The organism is Streptococcus sp. 1171_SSPC, assembly GCF_001069335.1.
Classification (GTDB): Bacteria; Bacillota; Bacilli; order Lactobacillales; family Streptococcaceae; genus Streptococcus; species Streptococcus xiaochunlingii.
Genome location: NZ_JWAK01000037.1, coordinates 58,345 through 78,888 on the forward strand (window position 1 = coordinate 58,345; position 20,544 = coordinate 78,888).

The 20,544-nt window shown below is 44.0% G+C and carries 22 protein-coding genes; 4 read left to right on the top strand and 18 right to left on the bottom strand.

Features of this window, described 5'->3' with window-relative positions; translation table 11 throughout:
* Positions 1 to 90: 90 nt before the first annotated feature.
* Complete coding sequence (locus tag ADF75_RS07925) at positions 91 to 1,359, bottom strand: DUF6287 domain-containing protein (RefSeq protein WP_048789743.1); 1,269 nt, start codon at positions 1,357 to 1,359, stop codon at positions 91 to 93.
* Positions 1,360 to 1,534: 175 nt separating this feature from the next.
* Here ADF75_RS07925 and ADF75_RS07930 point away from each other — a divergent pair, with 175 nt between their 5' ends.
* Both ADF75_RS07930 and ADF75_RS07935 read left to right on the top strand, forming a co-directional pair.
* Positions 1,535 to 2,056 (top strand): DUF2975 domain-containing protein, encoded by a 522-nt coding sequence (locus ADF75_RS07930; protein WP_048789744.1) that lies wholly within the window; start codon positions 1,535 to 1,537, stop codon positions 2,054 to 2,056.
* Between the two features lie 10 nt (positions 2,057 to 2,066).
* Entirely contained in the window at positions 2,067 to 2,273 is a 207-nt protein-coding gene (locus tag ADF75_RS07935) for a helix-turn-helix domain-containing protein (protein ID WP_003006064.1), read from the top strand.
* A gap of 504 nt (positions 2,274 to 2,777) precedes the next feature.
* On the opposite strand, the gene metG is transcribed toward ADF75_RS07935, so the two are convergent.
* The 17 genes from metG to ADF75_RS08015 all read right to left on the bottom strand — a co-directional run bounded on the left by metG (position 2,778) and on the right by ADF75_RS08015 (position 17,334).
* Positions 2,778 to 4,769, bottom strand: coding sequence for a methionine--tRNA ligase (metG, locus tag ADF75_RS07940; protein ID WP_048789745.1), 1,992 nt, complete (start codon positions 4,767 to 4,769; stop codon positions 2,778 to 2,780).
* 213 nt (positions 4,770 to 4,982) lie between these two features.
* Positions 4,983 to 5,675: a phosphoglycerate mutase gene (locus tag ADF75_RS07945; RefSeq protein ID WP_002900876.1), complete on the bottom strand. Its 693-nt coding sequence runs from the start codon at positions 5,673 to 5,675 to the stop codon at positions 4,983 to 4,985.
* A gap of 233 nt (positions 5,676 to 5,908) precedes the next feature.
* The gene (locus ADF75_RS07950) at positions 5,909 to 6,367 is read right to left on the bottom strand and encodes a Fur family transcriptional regulator (RefSeq protein WP_048687796.1); all 459 of its coding nucleotides are present in this window, start codon (positions 6,365 to 6,367) and stop codon (positions 5,909 to 5,911) included.
* 149 nt (positions 6,368 to 6,516) lie between these two features.
* Positions 6,517 to 6,672, bottom strand: a complete 156-nt coding sequence (locus tag ADF75_RS10685) for a hypothetical protein (protein ID WP_192831476.1) — start codon at positions 6,670 to 6,672, stop codon at positions 6,517 to 6,519.
* A gap of 119 nt (positions 6,673 to 6,791) precedes the next feature.
* A complete protein-coding gene (locus ADF75_RS07955; RefSeq protein ID WP_006596762.1) occupies positions 6,792 to 7,067 on the bottom strand; it encodes an HU family DNA-binding protein in 276 nt (91 codons plus the stop codon).
* A gap of 134 nt (positions 7,068 to 7,201) precedes the next feature.
* On the bottom strand, positions 7,202 to 8,035 hold the full coding sequence (locus ADF75_RS07960; protein WP_048789746.1) for a DegV family protein: 834 nt from the start codon (positions 8,033 to 8,035) through the stop codon (positions 7,202 to 7,204).
* Positions 8,036 to 8,118: 83 nt separating this feature from the next.
* Positions 8,119 to 8,850, bottom strand: a complete 732-nt coding sequence (locus ADF75_RS07965; RefSeq protein WP_048789747.1) for a metallophosphoesterase — start codon at positions 8,848 to 8,850, stop codon at positions 8,119 to 8,121.
* Between the two features lie 16 nt (positions 8,851 to 8,866).
* Complete coding sequence (gene recN, locus ADF75_RS07970; RefSeq protein WP_048789748.1) at positions 8,867 to 10,531, bottom strand: DNA repair protein RecN; 1,665 nt, start codon at positions 10,529 to 10,531, stop codon at positions 8,867 to 8,869.
* A gap of 7 nt (positions 10,532 to 10,538) precedes the next feature.
* Complete coding sequence (locus tag ADF75_RS07975) at positions 10,539 to 10,970, bottom strand: arginine repressor (protein WP_048789749.1); 432 nt, start codon at positions 10,968 to 10,970, stop codon at positions 10,539 to 10,541.
* Positions 10,963 to 11,778: a TlyA family RNA methyltransferase gene (locus ADF75_RS07980; protein ID WP_048789750.1), complete on the bottom strand. Its 816-nt coding sequence runs from the start codon at positions 11,776 to 11,778 to the stop codon at positions 10,963 to 10,965. Before ADF75_RS07980 ends, ADF75_RS07975 begins: the two co-directional genes overlap by 8 nt.
* A complete protein-coding gene (locus ADF75_RS07985; RefSeq protein WP_048789751.1) occupies positions 11,759 to 12,646 on the bottom strand; it encodes a polyprenyl synthetase family protein in 888 nt (295 codons plus the stop codon). Before ADF75_RS07985 ends, ADF75_RS07980 begins: the two co-directional genes overlap by 20 nt.
* Entirely contained in the window at positions 12,643 to 12,855 is a 213-nt protein-coding gene (locus ADF75_RS07990; protein WP_006596769.1) for an exodeoxyribonuclease VII small subunit, read from the bottom strand. Before ADF75_RS07990 ends, ADF75_RS07985 begins: the two co-directional genes overlap by 4 nt.
* Complete coding sequence (gene xseA, locus ADF75_RS07995; protein ID WP_048789752.1) at positions 12,833 to 14,173, bottom strand: exodeoxyribonuclease VII large subunit; 1,341 nt, start codon at positions 14,171 to 14,173, stop codon at positions 12,833 to 12,835. The genes ADF75_RS07990 and xseA overlap by 23 nt, the downstream gene beginning before the upstream one ends.
* Positions 14,174 to 14,285: 112 nt before the next feature.
* Entirely contained in the window at positions 14,286 to 15,140 is an 855-nt protein-coding gene (locus ADF75_RS08000) for an NAD(P)H-hydrate dehydratase (RefSeq protein WP_048789753.1), read from the bottom strand.
* A gap of 3 nt (positions 15,141 to 15,143) precedes the next feature.
* Positions 15,144 to 15,968, bottom strand: coding sequence for a hypothetical protein (locus ADF75_RS08005; RefSeq protein WP_048789754.1), 825 nt, complete (start codon positions 15,966 to 15,968; stop codon positions 15,144 to 15,146).
* A 121-nt stretch (positions 15,969 to 16,089) separates the two neighbouring features.
* The gene (locus tag ADF75_RS08010; RefSeq protein WP_048789755.1) at positions 16,090 to 16,947 is read right to left on the bottom strand and encodes a bifunctional methylenetetrahydrofolate dehydrogenase/methenyltetrahydrofolate cyclohydrolase; all 858 of its coding nucleotides are present in this window, start codon (positions 16,945 to 16,947) and stop codon (positions 16,090 to 16,092) included.
* Between the two features lie 156 nt (positions 16,948 to 17,103).
* A complete protein-coding gene (locus tag ADF75_RS08015) occupies positions 17,104 to 17,334 on the bottom strand; it encodes a DUF1797 family protein (protein ID WP_048789756.1) in 231 nt (76 codons plus the stop codon).
* A 229-nt stretch (positions 17,335 to 17,563) separates the two neighbouring features.
* On the opposite strand from ADF75_RS08015, the gene ADF75_RS08020 reads away from it, so the two are divergent.
* Positions 17,564 to 19,831, top strand: a complete 2,268-nt coding sequence (locus ADF75_RS08020; RefSeq protein ID WP_048789757.1) for an ATP-dependent Clp protease ATP-binding subunit — start codon at positions 17,564 to 17,566, stop codon at positions 19,829 to 19,831.
* A gap of 260 nt (positions 19,832 to 20,091) precedes the next feature.
* A complete protein-coding gene (locus ADF75_RS08025) occupies positions 20,092 to 20,541 on the top strand; it encodes an NUDIX hydrolase (RefSeq protein WP_048789758.1) in 450 nt (149 codons plus the stop codon).
* Positions 20,542 to 20,544 lie beyond the last annotated feature (3 nt).

Sequence of the window (20,544 nt, forward strand, 5' to 3'; positions counted from 1 at the left end):
TAAGAAATAATCAACTCCTTCAGCACCTAGTGATAAACAATTGAACCAAAACAAAACCCAGGAAATTGAATTTCCTGGGTTTTTTGATTCTTATTGACGATAGAAGTATTGATCTGCTGGATAGTTTCCAGCTGATTGGGTAACAACTAAGCGAGGTTTGCTCTTATCTGACTGGTCTCCATCAGGATTTTCAAAACCAATCTTAAAGAGGCCAACTGCCACTCCTGTTTCTCCCACACGTAGATCTACATAAGGGACTTTACTTGTCTTATCCGAGTTCGGCACTGCTTTTAATCTTCCTTGGCCCTTTACAGTTCCATCTTCTTGGATGACCATCTCCTGGCCTTTAGCATTGCGCCATGTCCCTGCTAGACTTGAGAAGTCTCCACTATTGATGGCCGTAATATCAAGGTCTGCGTCCTTCTTAGGCTCTGGATAGGCTTCCCACCATTTGTCTTGGTAGGCTTGGAAGGAGGCTTGATGGTAGAAGATGCGTCTCAAAGGCGACACGACACCATCAGGACCTTGAACATTTTCAGGAATCAAGGTGACAATCAATTCCTGACCAGGAGTTTCTCCACTTGTACCAGCTTGGACAAAGTAAACCTGATAGGTCGATCCAGCTTTCTTCGGTTTCTTATCTTTATTGAGGACAAATTGGACATTGCTAGCTCCACTCCAGAAGCTCCATCCCTTATCCTGATCAGAGTAGATAGAAGGGAAGACAGTAGTCCGATGATTATAATAATCTTCTGGACTATAGCCATACAACTTAAAGCCAGAATCTGCGATCTGCTTTTCAATCGATTCATTGGAATAACTTCCTGAGAAGGTTGTCAAATCCCCATCCAATACCGCATCATCTGGATTCGTCGACTTGAAGAAATCCTTCCGATTGGCAAAGACCATCTCATGATCGGGGTCTTTATCTGACATAGTTACCGTAATGAGGGGATCCTTATCTGATTGGTATTTAAAGATACGCACAGTGACGGTGAAATCAGTATTTCCATCAGACTTTTTCATCTGACTAGTAGAAACTTTATTGGCACCTTCTACTTTGAAATCCGTTGAGAACGTTGCTGAAACAGCACCATCATCTGTTTGATAATCAATTTTCCAAGATTTCCCATCTTTCTGTATCTTGGCCTTATCACGCGCACTAGAGACATATTCGCCAGACAGATCGATGGCTTTTTCCTTAGATGAAGATGAGGTCTTCGAAGTCTGTTTGAACTCTTTTTGATGATCCGGTTGAATATTGGAGCTAGAGTAGAGATAGACTCCTCCGATTAGAACCACTGCACTCACAAAAGCGATGATCATCCAAAGATATTTCTTATCTAACTTTTTGATCATTTCAACACCTCCTTGAAATGGTAGTTACCTAATAGTATACCTTAAATTCTATTTAAAGTAAATTTTGACTGAAATTCATAAATTATTTATCGTTATTCGATACTTTTTTATTGACTTATTTTTTATAAGGAGTATACTATAAGTGAAAAATAAAAAAACTTTAAGGAGGCTTGCGATGAAAAACTCAAAAACCTTAAAAAATGTCATTGAAGTCTTAACGGCTTTCATTTACTTCTGTGGCTTTATGACCCTGGCTGCACTGGTCGTCCACCTGCTTTCCCGGATGGGAGTGTTTAAGGATCTCATTCAATCTGGACGCTTGTCCTTTGATGTGAATGGCATCCAACTCTTCCCCAAACATCCGCAACCTCTCTGGCAGTTGCTCTTCCCACTAGCCTCAAGCGCTATCTATATTTTTCTTCTCATCACCATTCGTAGCTTCCTCCAAAATCTCTACCAAGAAAAGATCTTTTCTCACTCCAACATTGATCTTTGCAACCGAGCTTGGAAGATTCTCTTGGTCTTGTCCTTTATGTCTGGCACACTTGAAACCAGTGGCGATGCTTATCTCCTTCCCTTCACTTTCCAATTTACCTTTAACACAGGGCTTCTCCTTGCCGTTCCAATCGTCTGGGTCTCTGGCAAGATTCTGGAGAGAGGGATTGAGATTGCTGAAGAAAATGAGCTAACCATTTAAGGAGGGTGCCATGATTATCGTCAATCTAGATGTCATGCTGGCCAAGCGGAAAATGAAATCCAATGAGCTAGCCGACAAAATCGGCATCACGACTGCCAACCTCTCCATCCTCAAGACTGGCAAGGCCAAAGCCATCCGCTTTACCACCCTTGAAGCCATCTGCAAAGAACTCGACTGCCAGCCAGGAGATATCCTGGAATACCGGCCAGATGAATAGGAACTATATTCGGAGACTTTCCTTAGGTGAGGACGGACGGTAGCGAATCCCTTTGGGATTCCATACCTAAGATTTGAGCCCACTGTCTCAAATCTTCCGAGAGTCTGAAACGAAAATGTTTCAGACTCTTTTCTCACTGCGGAAGTCTCCATTAACATTCATTACTAATAGGACTCATCTTCTATCCTTGTAAAATTCAATGATGGGAACTATATCAATACAACAAAAGCACTCCCGTGGGAGTGCTTGAGAGCATAGACAATCTGCTCTTCCTTACAAATCAAATATATTCTATAAAAATTAAAAAATTTATTCGTAAGAACTATTCAATCATCTACTAAAACTTTCCGTCGTGAGAAAAGTGCTAGAAACAATTGTGTTTCTAGCACTCGGGAGTTTTGGAACCCAGGGTCCAAAACTAAGTCATGGAACTTCTTCGAAGTTCGCTGACGTCCGTACTCACCTAAGGAAAGTTTTTTAGATGATTTTTTCTTTGTCTATCGTTTAGCCGATGATGCTTCCATTTGGAACAGATGGATCAACCGTTAAGACTGTTAATTGATCTCCGTGTTCTGCGGAAAGAATCATGCCTTGGCTGACATATTTCTTCATCATCTTACGTGGTTTGAGGTTGGCCACGATTTGAAGTTTCTTGCCGACCAATTCTTGTTCATTTGGATAGAATTTCGCGATACCAGAGAGGATTTGACGATCTTCACCGTCACCAGCGTCAAGGCGGAAGCGAAGCAGTTTGTCTGATCCTTCGACGCGTTCCACTTCTTTGACCTCTGCTACACGGATTTCAACCTTGTCAAAGTCTTCAAATTTGATCTCATCTTTTTCAGACTTGAGTTCCACTTCTTCTGGAATCCATTCTTTTTCTTGTGGCTTGCCTGCAGTCATTTGAGATTGGATGTAGGCAATTTCTTCTTCCATGTCGAGACGTGGGAAGATTGGAGTTCCTTTGGCAACCACTGTGACATTTTCAGGGAAGCCTGCTAAAGTCAAGTTTTCAAGATCGAAGTCCAAGCCCAAGCCAAGTTGTTCCATGATGGCATTTGAGGTGTTCATCATGAATGGTTGGATCAAGTGAGCCACAACACGAAGGCTAGCTGCCAAGTGAGCCATGACTGCTGCCAATTGTTCCTTGTCACCATCTTCTTTAGCGAGGACCCAAGGAGCTGTCTCATCAATGTACTTGTTGGTACGAGAGATGATGTTCCATATGGCTTCCAAAGCGCGTGGGTAATCCACCGCATTCATTTGCTTGTGGTATTCTGCGATGTTTTCTTCAACCACCTTAGCCAAATCAGCATCAAATGCAGTGACATTTTCGACATAAGCTGGAACTTGACCACCAAAGTATTTGTTGATCATGGCTACCGTCCGGTTGAGGAGGTTTCCAAGGTCATTAGCCAATTCATAGTTGATACGAGCCACGTAGTCTTCTGGTGTGAAGGTCCCATCAGAACCAACTGGAAGGCTACGCATGAGGTAGTAACGAAGCGGATCCAAGCCGAAGCGTTCCACCAACATTTCTGGGTAGATGACATTCCCTTTAGACTTAGACATCTTGCCGTCTTTCATGACAAACCAACCATGGGCAATCAAACGTTCTGGCAATTTGATATCCAACATCATAAGAAGGATTGGCCAGTAGATGGAGTGGAAACGAAGGATGTCTTTTCCGACCATGTGGAAGACGGTTCCGTTCCAGAACTTGTCAAAGTTGCCATGCTCATCTTGATCATAACCAAGAGCTGTTACGTAGTTAAGAAGGGCATCAATCCAAACATAAACCACATGTTTAGGATTGGATGGGACTGGGACTCCCCAGGTAAAGGTGGTCCGAGATACCGCCAAGTCTTCCAAACCTGGCTCGATAAAGTTTTTCAACATTTCATTGAGACGGCCATCTGGCGTGATGAAATCCGGTTGAGATTTGAAAAATTCAACCAAACGGTCTTGGTATTTGCTGAGGCGAAGGAAGTAAGACTCTTCAGAAACCCATTCTACTTCGTGTCCTGATGGAGCTACCCCACCGATGACCTTGCCATTCTCATCACGGAAGACCTCAGCCAATTGGCTTTCTGTAAAGAACTCTTCATCAGAGACTGAATACCAGCCAGAGTACTCACCCAGGTAGATGTCGTCTTGCGCAAGCAAGCGTTCAAAAACCTGAGCCACTACTTTTTCATGGTAGTCGTCTGTCGTACGGATGAATTTATCGTATGAGATATCGAGTAATTGCCAGAGTTCTTTCACTCCAACCGCCATTCCATCTACATAAGCTTGCGGTGTAATGCCAGCTTCTTCTGCTTTTTGTTGGATTTTTTGACCATGCTCATCGAGACCAGTCAGGTAGAACACATCGTAGTTCATCATGCGTTTGTAACGTGCCAAGACGTCACAGGCGATGGTTGTGTAAGCTGAACCAATATGCAATTTACCAGATGGGTAATAGATAGGGGTTGTGATGTAGAATGATTTTGTCATTTTCTTTTCCTTTCAAGGCTAATGAAACCTTATGTAATAACACTTCATTATATCATTTTTAGGAGTCCCTGAAAACCAAAAAACAGCTAGGTCTGCGACGGACAAACAAAAAAGCTGACTGAAGTCAGCTTTCTATGATTGATAACGAATCCTGCTAAAATTGCCTCGCTTTGGCATTTTCAGGCTCGGGATAAAAATATCCACTGGATATTTTTATTTACCAAGATAGTATTCTTTTACAACGTTCAATTTTTCGTCAAATTCGAATACCAATGGTGGGAAGTTAGGGATTTCCACATCCATGATTTCGTCGTCTGACAATTGTTTGATGTGTTTTACAAGGGCACGGATTGAGTTACCGTGTGCTCCTACGAATACGTTTTTACCATCTTTAAGAGCTGGAGCGATTTTATCTTCCCAGAATGGAAGGGCACGTTCCAAAGTCACTTTCAAGTTTTCAGCATCTGGAATGACTGAGTCGTCAAGTGAAGCGTAACGACGGTCAGTGTGTGCTGAGTGCTCATCATCGCGATCCATGTTTGGAGGCAATACATCGTATGAACGACGCCAGATGTGAACTTGCTCATCACCAAATTGTTCAGCAGCTTCAGCCTTGTTTTTACCAGTCAAACCACCGTAGTGACGTTCGTTCAAGCGCCATGATTTTTCAACTGGAACCCACAATTGGTCAGAAGCTTCAAGAGCCAAGTTAGTTGTTTTGATCGCACGTTTCAATACTGAAGTGTAAGCTTGGTCAAATTCGATACCAGCTTCTTTGATCAATTTACCAGCGTCGATCGCTTGTTGTGTACCTTTTTCAGACAAATCAACATCAGCCCAACCAGTGAAAAGGTTAGCTTTGTTCCATTCAGACTCACCGTGGCGAGCAAAAACCAATTTTACCATTTGATGGATCTCCTTTTATTTTCCGAGGTTCCCCTCGTTTATCTATTCTATTCTACTAGATTTTGAGGGAAAAATCTAGTCTAAACAGAGCTAGATCGAAGATTTCGTGAAAATTTTATCAATTCTTTTTCATGGACATTTACAAGTCGCTCTCCCCAGGTTCTAAATCCTGCCTCTTCCACCCTCTTTCCACAAACAAGACTAAACAAAAAAACCTCTAAAAAGAGGTTTGCCTACAATTGCTTCTGGCATTCCGGACAAAGGCCATAAACTGTGGTTTGGCACTTGGTAATGACGTAGCCACTTTTTTCTCTCGCTTCTGCTCTCACGTCTGGAACTTCGATATCAATATCATCAATCTTCCCACAAGACTCACAAATCAAATTCAAATGATCGTGTCCCATAAAGTCAAAGTAGGTCGTGGTATCATTACGAACTTTAATTTCAGAGACAAAACCTTCTTCAATGAGGACCTTGAGATTGTTATAAACGGTTGCCAGGCTCATATTGGGAAAGGCTGGTTTCAAGTCCTGATAGATGGCATCTGCACTTGGATGTTCCTGACTTTTGACAAGATAGGAAAGGACAGCCCGACGCGTCTCTGTAATCCGTACAGATTTTTTACGCAAGTGTTGCAATACATCTTCCACTTTTTCTTGTTGAACGGAATCGAGCGTTAAACAAGCTAGCATGGTCTTTCCCCTTTCTGTCTCTTCTTTAAAACTATTATATCACGAATACCACATTTTGCCTAATTAGAATGTTTGTAAATAAGAAAAAGTGCAGGATTAAATTAGCTCGAATCAAGCTCCTTTACTCCCACACTTTTTTATATCTAATCTTAACTTCCCCAACTAAAGATCCATCTCATAGTTCCTAGTAAAATTTTAACAAAGAGGAACATAAAGAAGAGTTCCACCATAAACCAGAGACCTTTCAATAGATAAATAATTGGCTTAATCATGAGCAGAACAAAGATTCCAACAATCCATCTCATGGTCCACCCTCCATTTCTCACTTTTTTCTATTATACTCCTATTTATAGGCCCTGTCTAGAAAGGACTCCAAAACAAAAAATCCCTTCTAGCAAGCTAGAAGGAACCTTTTTAATCACAATTATTTAACTGCGTCTTTAAGAGCTTTACCAGCTTTGAATGCTGGAACTTTAGAAGCAGCGATTTTGATTTCTTTACCAGTTTGTGGGTTGCGACCTTTACGAGCTGCACGTTCACGAACTTCAAAGTTACCGAAACCGATCAATTGAACTTTTTCACCTTTTGAAAGGTATTCTGAAACAGCTGCAAATACAGCGTCAACTGCTGCTGCTGAGTCTTTTTTAGTCAATTCTGTAGCTTCTGCCACTTTTGCGATCAAATCTTGTTTGTTAGCCATTTAACAAATCCTCCAAATTTTTTTAGGTTTTACCCTTAACATCTCTATAATATCTAAAAAATGCTTTTAGGTCAAGTACTAAACTTGTTTTTATCAACATTTATCTAGGAATAAATTCCTTTACTGACGGGCTTCTATGCAAATCGGACGAGAACTGCCCAGGCATCTTCACCAGTGTGAGTTTGAATGATCGAACCTGTCTCCAAAACAGAGATCGGAGTTGCAACCAAAGGCTGTAATTGCGCCTTCATTTGGTTAGCAAAGTCAGGCCCACCAGCATAGGAAATCCCTATCTCAGCGATTTCTTTACCAGATAAGTCTTGTATCAACTCGTCCAACCATTTTTTAAAGGTCTTCTGTCCGCGTCCTTTGACAATCGGTTGCAGTTCATCATTCTTCATTTCCATGACAACCCGAATGTTCAAAAGAGAACTCAATAAACCAGTTACGCGGCCAATCCGGCCTCCTTTCACCAGATTTTCCAGAGTAGAAACCCCAATATAGAGTCTAGATTTTTGCTTGACCTCTTCAATGTGGGCTACAATTTCCTCTACGGTAGCTCCTTCTTGAGCCATTTTCGCTGCTTCCACCACTTGGAACTTCATGGCTTGGTCTGTAAAGCTACTATCGATCACCGTGACATCTGCATTGGCTAAGGTAGCGCCTTGACGTGCAGCTTCCACTGTACCAGATAAGGCATGAGACATATGGATCGCAATAATTTGCGCCCCTTCTTCCGCCAAACCTTCGAAGGCTTCCGCAAACACACCTACCGGAGGTTGACTGGTCTTTGGAAGGGTCTTACTAGACTTCATCAACTGAAGGAATTGTCCTTCTGTTAATTCCGCATCTGAATAGAGGACACCGTCCACCATAACAGAGAGGGGAACGATGGTAATTCCGTATTTTTCAACAACTTCAGGCTCAATCGTTACGGATGAGTCTGTAACAATTTTTACTTGTGACATAACATTCCTACAATCTTTTCTTAGATATATCCACTCTATTATATCAAATTTTCTAGGCTTTTGTGGGACAAAGTCCTTTTTACTTAATCATCGATAGCTGCAAAGCCATCATTGACCAAAGCAACATCTGCCTTCATTCCACTTTCATCAAAGAGAATGCCATGGAGGACGCCACCATATACAGCCCCGCCATCCATGCCAATCTTCCCATCTTTGGTCACCCAGAGCTCCTTGGTTCCAATCTTTTGATCCAAGAGATAGTGAACCGGGGTATGGCCAAAAACAATGGTCTTTCCTGTCTGATTGGTCGCTTCATGGAAGGGTTGGCGAATCCAGACTTTCTGATAATCCGTGGTTTCATGCCAATCAGGCAGAGTCAAGTCAAGCCCAGCATGCACAAAAATATAATGTTCTGTTTCATAGACAAAAGGAAGCGAACGGATGAAAGCGACGAAATCCCCACAAGTCTCTTGCACGCGCCGAGCATCCTTCACGCCATCTACTGGAGCCGTGAGGGGACGACCAAGTAGAGAGTTGATGGTCGTGTCCCCACCATTTCGTCGGTAATGGTCATAGCGCTCTGTTGGGTTATCGATCCAGGCTAGAAACATGTATTCGTGGTTCCCAGAGAGGCAGATGGCCCCTTGCTGTTCGACAACATCTTTGACCAGTTCGATAACCTTACGACTATCTTCCCCACGGTCTATCAGATCTCCGAGAAAAACCAGCTGGGACTGACGATCCCAATGGGTCATCAGTTCCTCTAGCATACCGGCTTTTCCATGAATGTCTCCCACTACGAAATAGCTTTCCATATCGGTTCCTTTCTTCTTAGGACGGCCGTTTTAGCAATTGCTCTGCCTGCATGCGGGCTGCTTCTGTCACATCTTCACCAGCTAGCATCTTAGCGACTTCTTCGACCCGCTCTTCATGACTGAGCAAGCGAACGGTCGAAACCGTTGAAAATTCATCGCTCACCTTTTCGATAAAGAATTGGTAATCGGCTACTGCAATGACCTGAGGTAAATGAGAGATGGCTAGTACCTGACCATAACGTCCAATCTTATAAATCTTCGAAGCAATGGCCTGCGCCACCCGACCAGATACACCTGTATCCACCTCGTCAAAGACAATACTGGTCTTACCTTCTTTACGTGAAAAGGCTGACTTGATGGCCAACATAAGACGGGACAACTCCCCACCTGATGCTACTTTTACCAAAGGTTTAAAGTCCTCTCCAGGGTTGGTTGAAATATAAAACTCAACCGTTTCGTTTCCTTCCCGATTAAACTTAGATGGGGTAAAACGCACTTGGAAACGAGCTTTTCCCATATAGAGATCCGCCAATTCCTGCTGGATCTCTGCTTCCAGCTCTTGGGCCAAGGTATGACGCCCTTGACTCAGTTCTTTAGCCAAGGCAACCAACTGTCCTTCCATAGACTTGAGTTCTTTTTCCAAGTCTTCAGAAGAGGTTCCCCCTCCTGTTAATAGGCTATATTCCTTGCTAATTTGCTCCAGGTAATCAAGGACATCCTTTACCTGACCACCGTACTTACGAGTAATTGAATGGATCAGGTCTAGTCGAGCTTCCACCTGCATCAAACGGTTACCATCAAAGTCCAATCCATCTACCAGATCCTCCAAGCGCTTGGTCAGATCCTCCAGAGTATAGTAGGTCTCAGCCAGTTGATCAGACAAGGTCTTGTATTCTACATCATACTCTTCGATGCTTTGCAGATCATTCATGGCCAACCTCACATTGCTAAGACTGGAGAAGTCTTCTGCATCCAGCATGGCATAAGCATTGCTTAGGGTATCTGCAATCATCTTATGATTGAGCAGACGTTGCCGTTCTTGCTCTAACTGGACATCTTCATCTAGGGACAGGGCTGCCGCCTCGATTTCCGAAATTTGGTATTCCAGCATCTCGATCCGAGCTTGGTTTTCCTGGTTATTTTTTTGGATCTGCAAGACCTGCTTGCGCAAGGACTTATAATTCTCAAAGGTCTCTCTATAGGCCTTCTTAGTCGCAAAAAAAGTATCCTCCCCAAAGCTATCCAGCATAGCGATATGCAATGGCGCCCGCATCAGTTCTTCCTGATCGTGCTGGCCATGAATATCCACCAAATGCTGGCCAACGGCCTTGAGAACGGAGAGGTTGACCATCTGCCCATTGATCCGACTGACACTCCGACCATTCTGGAAAATTTCTCTGCGAATAATCAACTCCTCTGCCCATTCTAAGCCCTGCTCTTCAAATAACTGCTGAAGGGCAGGATTTTCGTCAATCGCAAAGAGGCCTTCAATCTCAGCCTTAGGAGCACCGTGGCGGATAACATCGGTCGTCGCCCGGCTCCCCAGCATCATATTCATAGCATCGATAATGATAGATTTTCCTGCTCCAGTTTCACCGGTTAAAACCGTCATTCCTGTTTCAAAATTCAGAGCGATTTCCTCAATGATGGCAAAGTTCTTAATTGAAATTTCTAATAGCATCTCTCTCCTACCATTCCATCAATCGTTGTTCGATAAACTGAGCCTTTTCTTCCGAGCGGGCCACAATCAAAATACTATTGTCGTCTGAAATCATGCTAAAGATGATGTCATCAAAATCTTCTTGTAGATGCCGCTTGACTAGATAGGCTGTCCCTGGGACAAGCTTGAGGTTCAAAAAGCTCCCCATGCGTTCAAAGGATTGAAGATTATTTTCTGCTAATTTTCCACTATGTTGGACGCGTGGCAATTCATAGACATAGGCAGAACCTTTTAAAGGCGTTTTAATAATCCCCAACTCTTTGATATCGCGGGAAACAGTCGCTTGTGTCGCAGAAATTCCAGCTTCTCTCAGATGTTCGACAATGGCATCCTGAGTACCCACTTTATTTTCTCGGATAAAGCGGCGTATTTTTTCTAATCGGTTTTGTTTACTATTCATGTTTAAAGTCAGTATGGGCTTTTTCGACAACTGCCGCAAACTCTTGCAGTTGAAGACGATCTTGCCCAGTATTTTTTTCTAAATAAAGTAAAAATTCAATATTGCCATGGCCCCCTTGGATCGGTGAATAATCCACTCCCAAGACGGAGAAGCCATGTTCTAACGCAAAGCCTTGAACCTGTTCCAGGACGGACAAGTGGACCTTGGCATCCTTGATAATCCCATTTTTCCCAATCTGCTCTCGACCAGCTTCAAACTGGGGTTTGACAAGGGCGACCACCTGGCCTCCCTCTTGTAAAATCCCATGGAGGGCTGGCAAGATGAGGTTGAGGGAAATAAAACTAACATCAATGCTAGCAAAGCTTGGGGTTTGCTCAAAATCCTCAGACGTCGCATAGCGGAAGTTGAACTGCTCCATCGAGATGACACGAGGATCCTGACGAAGCTTCCATGCCAACTGATTGGTCCCTACATCCACTGCATAGACCAAGGCACCCCCATTTTGGAGCATGACATCCGTAAAGCCTCCTGTCGAAGCCCCGATATCCAGTGTGACCTTATCCTGCAGATCAATCTCAAAAAGGTCCAAGGCCTTTTCTAACTTGAGACCACCACGACTGACATATTTGAGTTTTTCACCCTTGAGTTTTAATTCTGTCGCTTCGTCAATTTTTTCGCCTGGTTTATCGAAGCGCTCGCCATTATGGACCGCAACGACCAGACCAGCCATCACACCGCGTTTGGCCTGCTCCCGGGTTTCAAAAAGTCCCTGCTTGTAGGCCAGTACGTCAACTCTTTCCTTCGCCATGAATTCTAAGTCTTTCTATAATCTTTTTGATTCCAGTCCCGTCGAAGTCTACCTGCTGAGAGATGCGATTGAGCAAGTCCTCACAGGCATCTAGCTCCCGGTCCAAATAATCCTGAGCTCCATCTAGACCGAGGAGGGCAGGATAGGTCGATTTTTCAGCTTGCAGGTCCTTCTGAGGGGTTTTCCCTAAGGAGGCAAAATCAGCAGTCACATCCAAAATATCATCCCGAATCTGGAAGGCCAATCCTAAATGGAGGCCAATTTCCTCTAAGAGAGTCGCGATAGCTGGCTCAAGCTCTAAGAGGATCCCTGTTGCTTGGAATGGATAGGCGAGCAGTCGCCCCGTCTTATTGGCATGGATGACTTGCAACTGGTCCAAGGTCAGGCTCGCCCCTTCCCCTTCCATATCCAAGACTTGGCCTGCCACCATCCCAGCTGTCCCTGAAGCATCCGATAACAGAGCAATCAGTTGCACCCGGATAGAAGCTGGAAGGTCTGCCTCTGCCACACAGCCAAAGGCATCTAAGAAGAGCGAGTCTCCTGCTAAGATGGCTAGGTCTTCCCCAAACTTTTTATGGTTGGTCAATTGACCACGACGATAATCATCATTATCCATGGCTGGTAAATCATCATGAATCAAGCTTCCCGTATGAATCATTTCAAGAGCGGCTGCCACCTGAAAATGAGCTTCAAGGATGGGAGCATGAAAGGCTTCCAGCAACTCCAATAAGAGCAAAGGTCGAATCCGTTTCCCCCCTGCATGGACTGAATAGAGGATAGATTCTACCAAGCGGGGAGCGATTTGTTTAGCCTCGTAGAAACCTTCTATCGCTTTTTCAACCCCTTGCAGTTTTTCTTCTAGAATCATACTAGTTCCGTTTCTGAGCCATCTGCTTGCATCACCTTGACCAAGGTCTTTTCAGCCTGATCAAGTGTTTCTTGCAAGTCTTTTGATAGCTTCATTCCTTTCTGAAACTCTGAGATGGCCTCTTCGAGGGGCACTTGCCCACTTTCCAACTTTTGGACAATAGCTTCCAAATCAGCTAAATTTTCTTCAAATTTCTTTTCTTTCGACATGCTTTACCTCTACTTCTACTTGCCCATCCCGCATGACTAGCGTCAAGGCATCCTTTTCTTTGATTGTATCCACGCTATCCAAAACATGATCTCCAGCCTGTACCAAGGCGTAGCCTCTAGCCACAATGCGACTGGTATCCAACATCAAGAGAGCTTCCGATAGGCGCTTGGCATCTGCTGCTTTTGTCTGGTAGAGCTCCTTGACTTTCAAGGTCAGCAATCGCTCCATCTGGAGAATCTGGTCTCGATAACGCTCGAGCTGATGCTGTGGCGCTTGGGAAGCCAATCGATGGCGGAGTTCTTGTAACTGGCGACTATTTCTGGTAACCGACTCTGACACAGCCTGTTTCAATCGCAACTGAATCTGATCCAGCTTTTGCAGGTAAGAATCGTACAGCCGCTCTGGCTGACGGAAGATGACCGATTGGCTTAGTTTTTTCAGGCGTTCTCGATGATAGACTAGGCGATTGCGCATAGCGGTTGCCATCCGCCCTTCCTGCTTCTGCAAATGATTGAGCAGGTCCAACTTGGTCACAGGCGTTGCCAACTCAGCCGCAGCTGTAGGAGTTGCTGCCCGGCGATCTGCGACAAAGTCTGCTAGAGTAGTATCTGTCTCATGCCCTACACTGGAAATAATGGGAATTCTAGACTCAAAAATAGCCCGCACAACTGGCTCTTCATTAAAGGCCCACAGGTCTTCGATGGAGCCACCACCACGACCGATGATCAAGACATCGAGGTCCGACCGATCATTGGCCTTTTGGATATTGGCGACAATTTCTTGGGCAGCTCCCTCTCCTTGTACCTTGGTTGGAAAAAGGAGAATCTCCACGCCCGGAAAGCGCCGCGAAACAGTCGTGATAATATCGCGAATAACGGCCCCACTCTGACTGGTAATAACCCCAATTTTCTTGGAGAACTGGGGGATAGCCTGTTTGAACTTCTCTTGAAAAAGGCCTTCTTCCTGGAGTTTCTTTTTCAACTGCTCAAACTGAATAGCTAGAGCACCGACGCCATCTGGCTCCGCCTTTTCGATGACAATGGAATAACTGCCACTTGGCTCATAGAGTTGGATCCGACCGATGACATTGATCTTCATGCCTTCTTCGAGCTCAAAGCCGAAACTCTTATAAATCCCAGCCCAGACAGTCGCCTGGATCACAGCTTTTTCATCCTTTAGAGAAAAATACTGGTGATTGGGACGCTTACGGAAATTCGAGACCTGACCCGTCAAATAGACCCGCTCTAGATAGGGGTCCTTATCAAATTTTAACTTGAGGTATTTGGTCAGACTGGATACCGATAAATACTCTGACATAGTTCCCCTTTCACACGGAAAATTCTAGTATAAATTATACCAAAAATAAGCGGAAAAATCTGATTCTACCTACGGAAAAAGCCTCAGATTTCATCATCTGAGACTTGATTTTTTATTGGCAGTTGGAAAGGCAAATTTCCCTCATCCATTTTGGAATTTCTTTACTAATCGCGGTCGGTAAAACCACGTAGGCATTCTTGCTCAAATCGTCTGCAATGCCCGAATGAAGGTGACTGGCAACTACCACGCGCTCATAGAGTCCAACTTGCGGAAATTGACCCGCAAAGCCCGCAATCATCCCTGCTAAAGTATCGCCCATACCACCCGTTGCTTGATAGGGGCCTCCAACCGATAGTTGGTAATAATCTGTCTGCCCTTGTTGCCAGATCTTAGTCTGAGGACCCTTTTGGACTAAAATACTTGCTGGAGGAAGTTGGGACAGAGACTGCCTTGTTGCTTCTTCCCCTTGATCTCCGATTGCTAGCCCGGACATGGCCTCCCATTCTTTTTGATGAGGAGTAAAGACCAGTTGAGCTGGAGGAAGAGAAAGTCCTAAGCGAGTATAGAGGCTAATGGCCCCACCATCTAGAATGAGCACTTGATGAGGTTGAACTCTTTCAAAAACAAGTTCTACAAGGTGTCCCCCTAGCTCATTGGCATTGAGTCCTGGTCCCAATAAAATGACGCCTACTTTTGCGATTTGCTCAGCCAATAATTCTTGGTCCGTCACAGCAAATGCCATGGCTTCAGGTAGCTGACTATGAAGGGAAGGGATATTCTCTCGGTCTGTCGCTACCGTGACAAGTCCTGCTCCACTATGAACCGCTGCGAGGGCTGCCATAATAATGGCTCCACCATAGGGATAGGTCCCTCCAATCAAGAGCAGACGCCCATAGTCTCCCTTATGACTAGAACGAGGACGCTCGATGATAACTTTTTTCAAAAGAGCTTGATCAATCTCTTTCATACACTACTCCTTCAACTTATCCTTACCATGTAGTACTTGATTAACCTTAGTATTCCAAGCCTGTAACCCTTCTCCCTCATAGTCTAGGTAAATCACTCTATCTTGTAATTGACAAGGAATCAAGCTTTCAAAACAAGACTTATCTTTTGAAGGAATAACACACAAATGAAGAAAGGTATCCAAATCTAAACTATCTCTTACCTTCGCAACATGATAGCCATCAAACATATAACCTGGTGCTTGAATTAATTCTTCATACAGAAAATGAAAACTAACGCCAGGAATGAACTTTTCTTGCAATTCCTCCTCAGACGGTGCCCGTCCTAACAAACGCTCCATAGCGAGTCGGTAACCCGAAGTCGTATTAGACCATCCGAACATGATATAGTCAAAATAGTCTGCTGGATCAGAAGCTGCATTACGACTATCTGTAACTAGCTCAGCCCCACTTTTACCAAATACTTTTACCGCCGACATGAGTTTTCCAGTCTGAAAAATAGCCTTAGCCACCTCAACTGTACAAGTATGACTACAATAATTTGAAGTAACCAACTTCCTCTGGATATCATAGGTAGAAGCTACAAGGCGATGACTTGGTCTGTACGGAGGAAAATAGCTATGCTCTTGCAAGTAATCATGAATTTGTATATTTAATTCATGATTCTCACATTCCACATTGGTCTGACGATGATGGTCGCGCTCATAAGCAATAAACTTTGCTAGCTTCTCCAATTCCCATTCTTTAATCTGAGGATAGCTTTCAAGGGCAAATTGATAAATTCCATCCCACTGGAGACTATAATCTGAATTACAAACTTTTACAATCATATAATCACCTCTACTTCATTATACTACAAAAAGATAGAATTAAACTTCAATTGACAAAACAGGGTTTATAATAAATAAAAAGGTCGAGAAATTACTATCTCAACCATTTTTCATCATAAACTTAATTTTTATCCAAACTACGCACTGCAGCCTGATAGGTCTGCTCCATCAGCATGGTAATGGTCATAGGACCAACGCCACCTGGAACCGGAGTGATGTGACTAGCCAGAGGAGCTACTTGTTCATAGTCGACGTCTCCACAGAGCTTCCCATTTTCGTCACGGTTCATTCCGACATCGATAACGACCGCTCCCTCTTTGACAAAGTCAGCTGTAACAAATTTGGCACGACCAATTGCCACCACTAAGATATCGGCTTTTCTAGCAATTTTAGCCAAATGATGAGTCCGCGAATGGGTCAAGGTCACCGTTGCATTTTTTGCTAGGAGAAGCTGGGCCATCGGTTTCCCAACGATGTTTGAACGGCCAATGACGACTGCATTTTTCCCTTCAACATCGATATCATATTCCCGGAACATTTCCATAATCCCTGCTGGTGTAGAGGGGACCATGATCGGATTTCCTGCCCAAAGATGTCCCATATTGAGAGGATGGAAGCCATCGACATCCTTAGCCGGATCAATGGCTAACAAAACTGCCTCATCGTCGATATGGGCTGGTAGAGGCAACTGAACCAAAATTCCATGCCAGAGTGGATCCTGATTGTAGCGGTCAATGAGGGCCAACAAGTCCTCTTGGGAAATGCTTTCTGGCACTCGAACCACTTCACTTCGAAATCCTGCTGCCAAAGCTGACCGTTCTTTATTGCGGACATAGACCTGGCTAGCTGGGTTTTCTCCTACCAAAATCACTACCAAGCCTGGGACCTGACCAGTCTCAGCCTTTAAGCGAGCGGTTTTTTCTGCTAATTCCCCCTGCAATTTTACTGCCAAGGCCTTCCCATCAATTACATGTGTCATCTCAATCTCTTTTCTATTCAATATCTTCTCTATTATATCAGATTTGTGAACCTGCTCCTAACACTTCTTGATTAGACAAGGTTATAAGAAGAAACTATAACTAATTTCTTCCAACAAAAAAGAGACTAGATGGTCTAGACTCTTGTTTGATACTTCTTAGTACAACAATTCGTAGATTTCCATTGCGATTAAGTCAATGCTATCGAATGTATAGGTCTCACGCGCTTCTACATCACGAAGAGTAAATACTGATCCATTTTCTTCATCATAGTTGTAAGCTACTTCAGCAACTACAACTCCTTCACGTTCAAAATTACGTTTTAAGTTTCCACCGTCTTTCATCATCGCTTCCAAACGGCTGATAATTCGTACCAAATGTGATTCCATTTTGATTCTCCTATTTACTTTCTACTCTCCTATTTTATCATAAAAGAAGGAGGAAATTCCAATAAAAATCAACTTTTCCGCTATTTTCCTCTTTATTCCATGCCTAAAACCGGACTTCATACTAAATTCTTGCAAACTTTTAGAATACTGCTATAATGAAACTATAAAAGTTTGACTATTTCTGACCAATAGTTTTTACACTTTTTACCCTAGAGAAAGAGGTAAGAGAATGCTTTGTCAAAACTGTAAAATCAATGATTCAACCATTCATCTTTATACGAACGTGAATGGCCACCAACAACAAGTAGACCTTTGCCAGAACTGCTATCAAATTATGAAAACGGATCCTAACAATAGTCTGCTCGCAGGATTAAACCAACAAAATCGCGGAGGACGGGATCCTTTTGAAGATTTCTTCAATCAACTAGGAAACTTCCAGGCTCCGCAAGAACCCCAAACCCCTCCGACCCAATCTGGAGGAGGCTATGGTGGTGGAAATGGCTATGGCTCAAATGGAAACGGTCGTTCTTCAGGACCAAGTAGAGCTCAAGCCAAACAACAATCAAAGGGCCTCCTAGAAGAGTTTGGAATTAACGTTACTGAAATTGCTCGTCGTGGGGATATCGATCCGGTCATTGGCCGTGACGATGAAATTCTTCGCGTCATTGAAATCCTCAACCGTCGAACCAAGAACAACCCTGTCCTGATTGGGGAACCCGGTGTCGGAAAAACAGCTGTCGTAGAAGGACTAGCGCAAAAGATTGTTGATGGGGATGTCCCTCACAAGCTTCAAGGTAAGGAAGTCATTCGCTTAGACGTTGTCAGCTTGGTTCAAGGAACTGGGATTAGAGGGCAATTTGAAGAGCGCATGCAACAATTGATGGAGGAAATCCGTCGCCGGGAAGATGTGATTTTGTTTATCGATGAGATCCATGAAATTGTCGGTGCCGGATCTGCTGGTGATGGCAATATGGATGCTGGAAATATCCTCAAACCAGCCCTCGCTCGTGGCGAATTGCAATTAGTCGGTGCGACAACCCTCAATGAATACCGAATTATCGAAAAGGATGCGGCACTTGAACGCCGGATGCAACCCGTTAAGGTTGACGAACCTACAGTGGAAGAAACCATCACCATCCTCAAAGGCATTCAAAAGAAATACGAGGATTACCACCACGTCCACTACACCGATGGTGCAATCGAAGCTGCGGCTCTCCTTTCCAATCGCTATATCCAAGACCGCTTCTTGCCAGACAAGGCCATTGACCTCTTGGACGAAGCAGGCTCTAAGATGAACTTAACCCTCAATTTTGTCGATCCCAAAGTCATCGACCAACGCTTAATTGAAGCCGAAAATCTCAAGGCTCAAGCGACGCGTGATGAAGACTTTGAAAAGGCAGCCTACTTCCGCGACCAAATCGCTAAGTACAAAGAAATGCAAGGGCAACAGGTCACTGATCAAGATACGCCAGTCATTAGCGAAAAGACCATCGAACACATCGTCGAGCAAAAGACCAATATTCCAGTTGGCGATTTGAAAGAAAAAGAACAATCCCAATTGATCAACTTGGCAGCTGACTTGAAGGCTCATGTCATCGGTCAAGATGAGGCTGTTGAAAAAATTGCTAAGGCCATCCGTCGCAACCGGGTAGGGCTTGGAACACCAAACCGTCCAATTGGTAGCTTCCTCTTTGTTGGACCAACTGGTGTCGGGAAGACCGAGTTGTCCAAGCAATTGGCCATCGAACTCTTTGGTTCTGCTGACAGTATGATTCGCTTTGATATGAGTGAGTATATGGAGAAACATGCCGTTGCCAAATTGGTCGGTGCTCCTCCAGGCTACGTCGGCTATGAAGAAGCAGGCCAGCTGACTGAAAAGGTGCGTCGCAACCCTTACTCTCTCATCCTCTTGGATGAAGTCGAAAAGGCCCACCCAGATGTCATGCATATGTTCCTCCAAGTCTTAGACGATGGTCGCTTGACAGATGGGCAAGGCCGAACGGTGAGCTTCAAAGATACCATTATTATCATGACTTCCAATGCGGGAACTGGAAAAGCGGAGGCTAATGTCGGCTTTGGGGCAGCTCGTGAAGGTCGTACCAATTCTATCCTAGGTGAACTGGGAAACTTCTTTAGTCCAGAATTCATGAACCGCTTTGACGGCATCATTGAATTCAAAGCCTTGTCTAAGGAAAACCTCCTTCAAATCGTCACTCTCATGTTAGACGATGTCAACCAACGCCTAGCCCACAATGATATCCACCTGGATGTTACCGATAAGGTCAAGGAGAAACTGGTTGATTTGGGCTACGATCCGAAAATGGGGGCACGTCCTCTTCGTCGCACCATTCAAGACTATATTGAAGATGCCATTACAGATTACTACCTAGAAAATCCTAGTGAGAAAGATCTGAAGGCTGTCATGACCAGCAATGGGAAGATTTGTATCAAAGGAAAGAGCAAACCTGCGAACGAAGCAGAAAAAGTAACTGAATAATCGCATTCTAAAGAGGCTGGGACAAAAGTCCTAGCCTCTCAATTATTTTTGGATTGTTGAGCAAGACGCAGTGGTTGAGTGGGCTCTANTACGCTGATTTCATCAGCTTTTACAGCCCTACTCAACTGTGCGGAGCTGGGACGACGAAATCGAATTCTAACGAATTACCGATTTCTGTCCCACTCTCTTATTTTCATCTCCTACTGCTTTTTATGTCCATCTATGTTATAATGATAAAAAAATAAGAAGCGAGTATCATTATGACTGTTGCAACTTTTGGAACAAAAGAAGAAAATGTTGACTATGTCAATCGTTATGGAGTCTATGCGGTGATTCCAAATCCAGCAAAGGACAAAATCATCCTAATCCAAGCTCCAAATGGGGCTTGGTTCCTACCAGGTGGTGAGATCGAGGCAGGAGAAGATCATTTCTTGGCACTCGAGCGCGAACTGATCGAAGAGCTGGGCTTCACTGCGACCATCGGCGAGTATTATGGACAAGCAGATGAGTACTTCTACTCCAGTCACCGTGACACCCACTACTACAATCCTGCTTATATCTATGAAGTAACTGACTTTGTAGATGCTCAAAAGCCACTAGAGGATTTCAATAACATTGCCTGGTTCCCCATTGACGAAGCCATTGAAAAGTTAAAAAGAGGAAGCCATAAATGGGGAATCAAAATGTGGAAATCTGCCCAAAAATTGTAAGCG

Bases quoted from the DNA above. Each gene is read 5' to 3' on its own strand.
- xseA (WP_048789752.1), bottom strand. From the start codon at position 14,173: ATGTCAGAGTATTTATCGGTATCCAGTCTGACCAAATACCTCAAGTTA.
- ADF75_RS07985 (WP_048789751.1), bottom strand. From the start codon at position 12,646: ATGATTCTAGAAGAAAAACTGCAAGGGGTTGAAAAAGCGATAGAAGGT.
- ADF75_RS07950 (WP_048687796.1), bottom strand. From the start codon at position 6,367: ATGCTAGCTTGTTTAACGCTCGATTCCGTTCAACAAGAAAAAGTGGAA.
- ADF75_RS08025 (WP_048789758.1), top strand. From the start codon at position 20,092: ATGACTGTTGCAACTTTTGGAACAAAAGAAGAAAATGTTGACTATGTC.
- ADF75_RS07955 (WP_006596762.1), bottom strand. From the start codon at position 7,067: ATGGCTAACAAACAAGATTTGATCGCAAAAGTGGCAGAAGCTACAGAA.
- ADF75_RS08005 (WP_048789754.1), bottom strand. From the start codon at position 15,968: ATGATTGTAAAAGTTTGTAATTCAGATTATAGTCTCCAGTGGGATGGA.
- ADF75_RS07935 (WP_003006064.1), top strand. From the start codon at position 2,067: ATGATTATCGTCAATCTAGATGTCATGCTGGCCAAGCGGAAAATGAAA.
- ADF75_RS10685 (WP_192831476.1), bottom strand. From the start codon at position 6,672: ATGAGATGGATTGTTGGAATCTTTGTTCTGCTCATGATTAAGCCAATT.
- ADF75_RS07965 (WP_048789747.1), bottom strand. From the start codon at position 8,850: ATGGAAAGCTATTTCGTAGTGGGAGACATTCATGGAAAAGCCGGTATG.
- ADF75_RS07960 (WP_048789746.1), bottom strand. From the start codon at position 8,035: ATGTCACAAGTAAAAATTGTTACAGACTCATCCGTAACGATTGAGCCT.
- ADF75_RS07930 (WP_048789744.1), top strand. From the start codon at position 1,535: ATGAAAAACTCAAAAACCTTAAAAAATGTCATTGAAGTCTTAACGGCT.
- ADF75_RS07990 (WP_006596769.1), bottom strand. From the start codon at position 12,855: ATGTCGAAAGAAAAGAAATTTGAAGAAAATTTAGCTGATTTGGAAGCT.
- ADF75_RS08000 (WP_048789753.1), bottom strand. From the start codon at position 15,140: ATGAAAGAGATTGATCAAGCTCTTTTGAAAAAAGTTATCATCGAGCGT.
- ADF75_RS07945 (WP_002900876.1), bottom strand. From the start codon at position 5,675: ATGGTAAAATTGGTTTTTGCTCGCCACGGTGAGTCTGAATGGAACAAA.
- ADF75_RS08010 (WP_048789755.1), bottom strand. From the start codon at position 16,947: ATGACACATGTAATTGATGGGAAGGCCTTGGCAGTAAAATTGCAGGGG.
- ADF75_RS08015 (WP_048789756.1), bottom strand. From the start codon at position 17,334: ATGGAATCACATTTGGTACGAATTATCAGCCGTTTGGAAGCGATGATG.
- recN (WP_048789748.1), bottom strand. From the start codon at position 10,531: ATGCTATTAGAAATTTCAATTAAGAACTTTGCCATCATTGAGGAAATC.
- ADF75_RS07975 (WP_048789749.1), bottom strand. From the start codon at position 10,970: ATGAATAGTAAACAAAACCGATTAGAAAAAATACGCCGCTTTATCCGA.
- ADF75_RS08020 (WP_048789757.1), top strand. From the start codon at position 17,564: ATGCTTTGTCAAAACTGTAAAATCAATGATTCAACCATTCATCTTTAT.
- ADF75_RS07925 (WP_048789743.1), bottom strand. From the start codon at position 1,359: ATGATCAAAAAGTTAGATAAGAAATATCTTTGGATGATCATCGCTTTT.
- metG (WP_048789745.1), bottom strand. From the start codon at position 4,769: ATGACAAAATCATTCTACATCACAACCCCTATCTATTACCCATCTGGT.
- ADF75_RS07980 (WP_048789750.1), bottom strand. From the start codon at position 11,778: ATGGCGAAGGAAAGAGTTGACGTACTGGCCTACAAGCAGGGACTTTTT.